At 60.6% G+C, this 6,993-nt stretch carries 6 protein-coding genes and 3 pseudogenes; 4 read left to right on the forward strand and 5 right to left on the reverse strand.

The window, feature by feature from the left end; translation table 11 throughout:
- Positions 1 to 955, reverse strand: a 955-nt coding sequence (locus SO139_RS45035; protein ID WP_498542059.1) for a type II toxin-antitoxin system HipA family toxin, incomplete at its 3' end; no start/stop codon positions are given.
- Complete coding sequence (locus SO139_RS45040) at positions 948 to 1,526, reverse strand: helix-turn-helix domain-containing protein (protein WP_498542060.1); 579 nt, start codon at positions 1,524 to 1,526, stop codon at positions 948 to 950. The genes SO139_RS45035 and SO139_RS45040, both read right to left, overlap by 8 nt.
- A gap of 363 nt (positions 1,527 to 1,889) precedes the next feature.
- Between SO139_RS45040 and SO139_RS45045 the strand changes: the two are divergent.
- Positions 1,890 to 2,041, forward strand: a pseudogene (locus tag SO139_RS45045) (tyrosine-type recombinase/integrase); the annotation flags it as partial.
- On the opposite strand, the gene SO139_RS45050 reads toward SO139_RS45045, so the two are convergent.
- Positions 1,986 to 2,354, reverse strand: coding sequence for a hypothetical protein (locus SO139_RS45050; RefSeq protein ID WP_498542061.1), 369 nt, complete (start codon positions 2,352 to 2,354; stop codon positions 1,986 to 1,988). The pseudogene SO139_RS45045 and the gene SO139_RS45050 overlap by 56 nt on opposite strands.
- Positions 2,355 to 2,654: 300 nt before the next feature.
- Here SO139_RS45050 and SO139_RS45055 point away from each other — a divergent pair, with 300 nt between their 5' ends.
- Both SO139_RS45055 and SO139_RS45060 read left to right on the forward strand, forming a co-directional pair.
- On the forward strand, positions 2,655 to 2,843 hold the full coding sequence (locus SO139_RS45055; protein ID WP_498542062.1) for a nucleotidyl transferase AbiEii/AbiGii toxin family protein: 189 nt from the start codon (positions 2,655 to 2,657) through the stop codon (positions 2,841 to 2,843).
- 867 nt (positions 2,844 to 3,710) lie between these two features.
- A complete protein-coding gene (locus tag SO139_RS45060) occupies positions 3,711 to 4,097 on the forward strand; it encodes a hypothetical protein (RefSeq protein ID WP_498542063.1) in 387 nt (128 codons plus the stop codon).
- Here the strand turns inward: SO139_RS45060 and SO139_RS45065 are convergent.
- Positions 4,092 to 4,298 (reverse strand): annotated as a pseudogene (locus SO139_RS45065) (ATP-binding protein); the annotation flags it as partial. The gene SO139_RS45060 and the pseudogene SO139_RS45065 sit on opposite strands and share 6 nt — an antisense overlap.
- A gap of 505 nt (positions 4,299 to 4,803) precedes the next feature.
- Between SO139_RS45065 and SO139_RS45070 the strand changes: the two are divergent.
- Positions 4,804 to 6,906 carry a recombinase family protein gene (locus SO139_RS45070; protein ID WP_498542064.1) on the forward strand — a complete coding sequence of 701 codons (2,103 nt, stop codon included), beginning with the start codon at positions 4,804 to 4,806 and terminating at the stop codon, positions 6,904 to 6,906.
- Here the strand turns inward: SO139_RS45070 and SO139_RS45075 are convergent.
- Positions 6,904 to 6,993: pseudogene (locus tag SO139_RS45075) on the reverse strand (ATP-binding protein); the annotation flags it as partial. The gene SO139_RS45070 and the pseudogene SO139_RS45075 sit on opposite strands and share 3 nt — an antisense overlap.

Here is a 6,993-nt window from a genome sequence, read left to right on the forward strand (position 1 = left end):
GCAGATCGTAGGCGGGCGACAGGACCGGCGTCCGCCGGTCGGGGTAGATCAACGACCAGTTCTTCAAGTGCATGTCGGCGTTGCCGATCAGCGTGCTGAACACGAGTCGTCGGACGAACTCGGCGAGGCCGGCCTCGCCGGTCTCAATCGCGAGAACGCGCGCGATGCTCCGGTAGTTGGCCTTATCGTATTTTTCGTCCGGAAATACGCCGAATACCTGCGCGAAGTCCTCCATGTGAACCGCGCCATCGGCCGTGCGGTCGAAGCGCTTCACGGCGAGCGCCCGCCCCCTCAGTTCGCCGATCCCCTCCGGAAGACCTTTGATCGCGTCGACGTCGATCAATTGAAGTTCGGGCACTTCCATGCCTATGTCCTTCGCCAGGGTCATCATGGAGTATTCGTTCTCAGGTACGCCGGGATACTGATGTGACGGTAGCTTCACGATCCATGAACCGCCGACACCTTCGACGGGAATGGTCAGGCCGCCTTTCTTGGGATCGTTCTTGAGCGCGGAGAACTTCAGCTGCACGCCTGCGAGCGAGAAGCGCAACATGTTCTGCCGTTCGTCGGGCGTGAGATCCTCCTCGACCTGGGGTGGCAACGCTTCCCCGTCCGCCGGATGGACCGACAGGGCGCCCGGAAGGTCCCGACCTAGCATCCATATGAGGAAGAACTCGCGCCTTTCCTTCACGCCCGCGCGTTCCGCGAGGTAGCGACGCAGTGGGCCTTCTGGCAGAAGGTTGGAGAAGAATGGCGGGAGGACTTGTTGATACGGTTTGAACGAGGTGAGCAGGTTTCCGAACGAGTCCTTGAACGACAGGCTTAAGGTGGCACGGTTGGCGTCATCGATGTAGTTCTGGTTGAAGGCGAGCAGCGAACGGTCGCCCTGCACGAGCGTGAGAGTCGCGATCGGGGTGTCGTGTAGGCGTACGTTTAGAACGGATACATCAGGCATCGTCGTTCTCGTCGTCGAGAGCGTAGGCGGGGCGGGGGGCTTCTACGGGATGAGCGATCCTATTGCGCAGCCCCTGCAACACGCCTGCAGAATTTTCCAGCACAGCCTTGGGTATCGGTTCGGCCCGATAATGGCGCAGGGTCTCGACAAGGTCTGCGACGAGTGCCAAGTCGGTTTTCGAAAGATGGACCTGCTTCAGAAAGCGGAAGTATTCGGCGATGCGGTCGAGCGCTGCGGAGCTTCCGTAGCGTTTCCTTTGACTGGAAACGATTCGTTCGGCCTTGGCGAAGAGATCCGACGATCCTTTCTCGGAGGAGATTTCGGTGGCGTTCGAGCGCAGTACGCCCTCTACCGCGGGAAGAATTTTCTTGGGCACCAGCACGACCTCCAGATCCAGCGCCCTTGCCATCTGGATGAAACTGGATAGGCCCGGTTCGAGGCGGCCGGTCTCGATTTGCGATATGTGCGCCTGAGTCAATCCCGCGCGGACGGCCAGCGCGCGTTGGCTCATGTCTAGCTTGGCGCGCTGGGCATGCACGGCTTTGATGAGTTCTTCGCTCTGATACGACACGATACAATATCCTAATCAAGCAACAAGTTTGATAAGTTCTATATATCGATCCTAAGCTGAGCACAAGAGGTTGATAATTATTATTTTCAAATTCCCGTTTTGATAATTAAAATATATCAATTTTAGGCTCAGTTCGGGACCATCCACGTAGGAGCCATTCTGGGCCGTGCAGGAGCCATCTGGACGGTCGGCAGCCTCGTCCCGCCCGGTCGGCCCCTGCAAGTATGGTCCAGACACCGCTGTCCGACGTCCCGCCAGATCGCATAGGGCCCGCACACTCGATGCGCTCGCATCACCCGAAAACCGGTGCCCGATATCGGTTTCACCAGAGGCTGTACGTTCGGCAAAAGCCAAGAGAAATCGATCGAAGCAGCCCATGACTACATCGCGGAGTGGTTCTGCGCCATACGGGGCGGCAAGGTCGTCCGCCTGCAGCGGACGAAATCCCGCTCGACCCCATCAAGGCCGAGGTGCTCGCTCGTTTGCGCGAGCATTATGCGGCGGGGACGGCTTAGCGGTCTTATCGCGACTGGCCAAATAGTCGCGCACCGCGTCGACACGATAGAGCGGGCGGCCATCGACGTAGCGCCATTTCAGCGGGCGCTTTGGATCGCGCCGCCACTGCTCCAGCGCTCCGGGCGTGCGCCGGATAACCGCGGCCGCCTCTAATGCCGTCCGATTAGAGCTGCCCGGCAGCGTATCGATATCGAACGTCGCGGGCGGCGGCACGCCACGGTTCTTGCGACGACGCTTCGTGGCAGGTGACATTTTCCCGCTACCCGGCGACCCAAATTCCTCGGTCCGAGTCATTTCATTCTTGCCGCACATGCCTCCCGCCCCCAACCATGATCGGTCTTAGGCAATAGGATCGTAGGCTTCTACGCAAGAAAGAAATCCAGTGCGCAGGTATAGCTGCTGGGTAGCTGTGGCGTACAAATAGGACGAGCCGATTCAGTTGAAGGCGGCGGCGCGCTCTGGCCTGATCTCCGTAAGCATGGGGCTGCGCGAGGGGACGGGTTAGCGCCTTCGGCCAGAGGCCAGCCCGAAGCAGGAACCCCAAGGGTCGAACAGGCCTCGATGCAGAGCCCTAGCTCATTTAAAACTTTATGCACGGGCGAGTTTCGGCTCGTGTTCGGCGGCGGCACGGCTTTAAGCCGTGCCCATAAGCTGACCAAGCGCATGTCGGAGGATGTCGATCTGAAGATCGTTCCTCCGGGCAATTCCTCGCGCGGGGCCTTGCGCAAGCTTCGTGGCAATATCACCGACGCGCTGCTTGCGGCAGGCATGCGACGAGAGGTATCTCGTTTCGATGTATAAAGGACAGTGACGGGCTGTTGCCCGCGGGGGGAGTCGGCGCGCTTCTTTTGGTCGGAGAGACCGCGCCGACGTCGAGCCGAATGAAGCAAGGCGAGAGTAACGACCATACCTGCGAGGCTACCTCTCAGCTGTCCAAAGAATATCGTCTCTCCCGCTTTTGAAAAGCTGCCGCACCACCCTCTAGTATCCGGCAGACCTGCTGCCGCGTGCTCTGGGCATCTTTGCAATCTTCTAAAGCGCCAGCGGAATACAAAAATGAGGGAAGCCGCCGTTCTCCTTCACGCACTGTGGGGCGCATCTCGAAAGTGGCTCGGTAAAGGCGATTTACAGGCGGCATGGACCGCTGGCATTGATCGGCTCGCGCGCCAAGCTTATGCAGCATTGGGCTGACCGGATCGATGGCTTTGCCGATCCAAAAAAAATCGAGCCGTTCTCAAGGTGTCCGCACAGTCCGTCCCCAACAACAGAAGAGGAGGAGGAGGCGGCTGGTGGGCCCGCCTGGATTCGAACTAGGAACCAGACCGTTATGAGCGGCAGACTACCGGTCAGATTCGTTGATTTTGCTGCGTTTTTGGTTGAGTTTGATCATGTTCGTCGTGGTTTGTTCACGTCGTTTCTGGTGCGAAACTGGTGCGGTGGCGAATGCTTAGGGACGGGATCAGCGCTAGATGACCGCTCTTCTCTCATTCGAGCTTTTGGTACGCGCCTGCCATCCATGTACTGACTTCAGGGACACTTTGACATTTGCGACCAGGCGCTTGATTCAAGGAAGTGAACGTGACACCGACTAAGCAGCCGCGACCGTTGAGCAGTCGAACTGAAGATTGCTACGACGTGATCCAGAAATCTATGCGACCGGCATCGCTCATGAGTGAAGCCGATCTCGGCGTAGAATCCGCCGCCGTCCCGGTGCCCCGAATTGATCAGGCCCTCATCGGCGACAATCTCGTCGGCGAGATCGTCCAAGGCCTCGAATGCGCTGCGACCGGTCCATTTCCCGCAGCTCAGATCAATGTGGCTGCTGAGCCTCCGGACATAGGTCGCGACCAGGTTGCCGAAAACGCGCGCGTGCTCCTCGCTCTCGAATCCTCGCAGGCTGATCGAAAGGTTCTCGGCGGCGGTCGGCGGCGGGATTTCAAGTGCCGCGCGAACTTGTGCCTGTATGGGTCAAAAGTCGGTCATCTGCGTGTCAAACGCCATCCGGAACTGCCCCCTTTGCGTCATGAAGAACTGCCCCCACCCTCGGGTTCATGATGTCGGTTGAAGGTTGGCTCCGCCGCTGACGGGACGGAGGGAGGCGGAGCCGACCGGAGGGCCGTCAGCGGCGGGCGGCTTGATGAGGCCGCTCTTTCGCTTGGCGCGGAGCCGGTAGCTGTCGCCGCGGATGGTCAGCACGTGGCTGTGGTGCAAGAGCCGGTCGAGGATCGCGGTGGCGACCACTGGATCACCGAACACGGCAAGTTACCCCTATTCTTGACCGGGTCGTGTCTCACGTCACGATTACCGACCCGCATCATTTTCTGTTTGGACGGCGGCTTGCCGTCTTGAAGGAACGATCGGGGCGCGGTCCCGCCTACATTGTTGTCGCGCTGCCGGATGGACGGCGGCGGGGGGTTCGGATCGCGTCGACAGATCTCGCTGAGCCGCCAAACTGCGCCAGCATTGCCGACCTGCGGCGCATCAGCGCGCGCACGCTCATCCCATTGATGCAACATTTGAGCGCGAGTCTGGGTCTTCTCGACGAGAAGGTGATTCGCGATGACCCACCGACCGCTTCCAGGTCGCGTTGCGTATCGACCCCTGCCGACCTTGGCAAATCCACCCGGCCGTCCAACGACCGACATTCCGCGCCTGTGGCCGAATCTGTCGACCGCGACGCAAACCCAGATTGCTCAAACGATCGCCGCGCTGATGCGGCGAATGCAAGCGATCCCCGGCACGCCCGGAAGGGGACTGGGTCGTGCTGATCAGATCGAACATCGCTGACGAGCGGCTCACGACCGCACACCGAGCCAAGTTGGCCTATGTCTACGTGCGGCAGTCATCCGTAAACCAGGTGCGCCAGCATCAGGAGAGCACCGAGCTACAGTACCGTCTTGTCGATCGTGCCATTGGTCTGGGCTGGCCGCCCGAGCGCGTCCAGGTGATTGACGAGGATCTGGGCAAATCCGGTGCTGGCGGCGTGGATCGTCATGGTTTCCAGGAGCTCATTGCCGAGATCGGCCTTGGCAACGCCGGTCTTGTGGTGAGTCTCGACGCCTCGCGCTTGGCCCGCAATAACCGGGACTGGCATCAGCTTCTCGAGCTGTGCTCGGTATTCGGCGTGCTGATTGCGGATGGCGAGCGGCTTTACGATCCGCGCGCCTACCACGACCGCCTGCTGTTGGGCTTGTCCGGCATCATGAGCGAGGCGGAGTTGCACCAGCTTCGGATGCGCCTTCACCAAGGGGAACGCCAGAAGGCGGCGCGAGGCGAACTGCGGTTGCCCCTACCAGCCGGGCTCGCCTACGATCGCGCGGGCACAATTATTCTCAATCCCGATGAGGAGGTGCAGGCCCGCCTTCGCCTTGTGTTCGCCAAATTCCAGGAACTGCAAAGCGCCCGCCGTGTGATGCGTTACTTGGACCGGAACGGATTGTCATTGCCGGTTCGGCCGCTGCTTGGACCATCTCCACACGAGGTCGTCTGGCGTGCCCCAGATAACGTGCGCGTCCTTAGTATCCTTCAAAATCCGGCCTATGCTGGGGCGTATGTTTATGGCCGCCGGCAGAAGGATCCGAGCCGATGCCGGCCGGGATCGCTGACGGGAACGGTCAAGGTGGCGATCGCGGATTGGGCGGTTTGCCTCCACGCCGCCCACCCAGGCTATATCAGCTGGGAGGAGTTCATGGCCAACCAGGGGCGACTGGCAGATAACCTCTGTCGCTATGAGGCAGGACACGCTGGCGTACCGCGCAAGGGAGCAGCCCTGTTACAAGGACTTGCGATCTGCGGCCGTTGTGGACGGCGCATGAGCATGCGCTACACGGGCCCGAATGCCGACTATCCGGTCTATTGCTGCCGCTCGGATCGGGACCAGCAAGGCAGTGCGCTGTGCCAGGAAGTTCGGGCCTTGGCAGTTGACGCGCTGGTCGAGCAGGTGGTCCTCGACGCCCTGATGCCCGATCAGATTGAGATCGCGCTCGCGGCGGCGGGCCAACTGGAGCAGGAGAGCTGTCAGCTCGAGCGCCAGTGGGCGCTTCGCGTGGAGCGCGCCCGCTACGAAGCCGAGCGCGCCCGGCGTCAGTATGACGCCGTAGAGCCCGAGAACCGTCTTGTGGCGCGCTCACTTGAGCGGGCTTGGGAAGAGAAGCTGCGTGTCGTCGAGGCGGTCGAGCAACAGCATGAGCGTTGGCGTGTGCAAGAGCCGCTTCTGATCGGCCCGGCGGAACGCGCAGGCCTACAAGCGCTCGGAGAGAACCTGCCGCGGATTTGGAACGCGGCCACCACGTCGGCAGCCGATCGCAAGCGCATTCTGCGATTTGTCATCCGCGAAGTCGTTCTTGATCAAAAGCGGACCCGAGGTCAGGTGTGGCTCAAGATCGTCTGGCAGACCGGCGCAACCAGCGAGCATCACGTTCAACGGCGCGTTCACACCTACCGCAACTACATCGACCTTGACCGGTTGCGGCGACGGATCGTCGAGTTGAATGCTGAACACAAAATGGATGGCGAGATCGCGGCAATACTCAATCAGGAAGGCTTCGTCGCGGCCCGAGGCTGTGCCTTCAAAGGCGAGAACGTCTGGGTGTTGCGTACCCGCTGGGGCATTCCCACCGTCAAAATCAACGGCGTGGACAAGAATCCGATGCGCTGGCCCGACGGTAGCTTCTCGATTCAGGGCGCAGCGGCTGAGCTTGGAGTAACCCCGCAAACGGTGTTCGATTATCTCGCGCGCGGATTGCTGGCAGGTCGTCAGTTAACCAAAGGCCAGCCGTGGCAGATCGAGCTCTCAGACGAACAAATCAGTCAGCTTCGCAATCAGGTACGACGCACCAAGCGTTCGAAGAAGGAGGCATCATGAAGTCATCGGGTCGGCGAACACTGTGCCCCATTCGGCAACGCTGCGGTTCGACGTGATCAGCATGGCGCCGGTTTCGTAGCGCCGGCT

The sequence above is a fragment of the Bradyrhizobium sp. UFLA05-89 genome (genome assembly GCF_059803475.1).